The 1,470-nt window shown below is 39.3% G+C and carries 1 protein-coding gene; it reads left to right on the top strand.

Going from position 1 to position 1,470, the window contains the following annotated elements:
• The first annotated feature begins 120 nt into the window (after positions 1-120).
• Positions 121-1,317: an IS4 family transposase gene (locus BMW59_RS21225; protein WP_093056318.1), complete on the top strand. Its 1,197-nt coding sequence runs from the start codon at positions 121-123 to the stop codon at positions 1,315-1,317.
• Positions 1,318-1,470 lie beyond the last annotated feature (153 nt).

Genomic DNA, 1,470 nt, shown 5'->3' with positions numbered 1-1,470 from the left:
CCCAGTAGCCTTGCACGAATGGAATATATTGTAATTTTAAGTTTACAAACACAAAAAAAGCTCCTATTGTAGAGGAGAGACCAATACTTGTTCCCAATCCTCTACAAAGGAGCCACACGCATGAAAAGTATAGGTCATAAAGCACTTATAAGTCAATGTTTAGATTTACTCCCTTCGAAAGTTTATGGATGCCCGCTTGTTAATTACGGAAATGACAAACTTTCGGCAGAAGCTTTAATGAAAGTATTTATCGCAGCGAACCTTGATAACTGGCAGTCATATCAGCATATGGAATTGATGCTTGACGCTAATCACGCTCTGAAAAAATCGTTAGATCTAGAAACGATGAGTGGCAGTCAAATTAGCCGAAGAATTAACGACTTACCAACTGAGTGGGCGCAGGATCTCTTTCTTAAAGTGGTTAGTATACTTCAAGAACTTACTCAAAAAGACCATGGAATTACTAAGAAAATAGGTCAGTTAAGCATCGTGGATTCCACGCATCTCAAGCTTCCTTCGGAACTTTGTAAGTGGGCTTATGTGTCAAAGGAATGGCACGTGGTCAAAATGCATACGCGAGTGAGAGTGGTCTCAGAAGACAGCTGTTATCCAGATAAAATTCTTCCCTCGACAGGAAATGTAAGTGACTTTGAGAGTTCAGACGAACTTATTGAAGATTTAGACACGACTTACCTCATGGATCGGGGCTATCCATCTAAGCAAAATCTTAGAACCTGGTTAGATCAGAACCTTCTCTTTGTCGCCCGCATTACCCAGAGCCTTAAAGTCGAGACGATTGGAGAATACAGTGTTGACCATCCGGCTATTATAAGCGACTCAAAAGTGTTATTTAATTCTTCAGATAAACCGGTTCGTCTCGTGGTGTTTAAAGACGACAAAGACTGTCTCTATCGCCTTATGACTTCAAGGTGGGACCTAACCAGCCAGGAGATTATGGATCTATACAGACATCGCTGGAAGATCGAAACTTTTTTTAAATGGATCAAGCAGCACTTGAGTCTGGTAAAAATATGGAGCACGAAACCACAAGGGGTGTGGAACCAGATGTTCCTCTCTCTGACAGCTTATTGCTTAGCTCTGATCCTTAAATTAAAAACAGGAACAAATAAAACATTATGGGAGTTCCTTCTTCTTATGCGTGTGTATATGTACGACAGTTGGGACACCTTTACTAAAAAACTATTTCGAAAGAAATCAAAAACCTCAAGAGGAAGACAAAAGGTACCGATTGAGAAGAAAAAGGATCCACAGTTTCAGGGCAGCGTGGCGAAAGTTAAGGTTCAAAAAAGAAAGTAACTAAGAAGTTTAAAGGTGGAAGATAAATAGGAAAAAAAAGGGAACAAGGTCGTTATATGCCTCGTCCGCCTTTTTTTAAAATTAGCCTAAAAAACACATTACATATATTAACATTAATGTATTTATTATACTTACGTGCAATCGTTATGGGTC

The organism is Salipaludibacillus aurantiacus (assembly GCF_900111295.1).
Lineage (GTDB): Bacteria > Bacillota > Bacilli > Bacillales > Salisediminibacteriaceae > Salipaludibacillus > Salipaludibacillus aurantiacus.
This window is presented reverse-complemented; position numbering and strand designations above follow the sequence as displayed.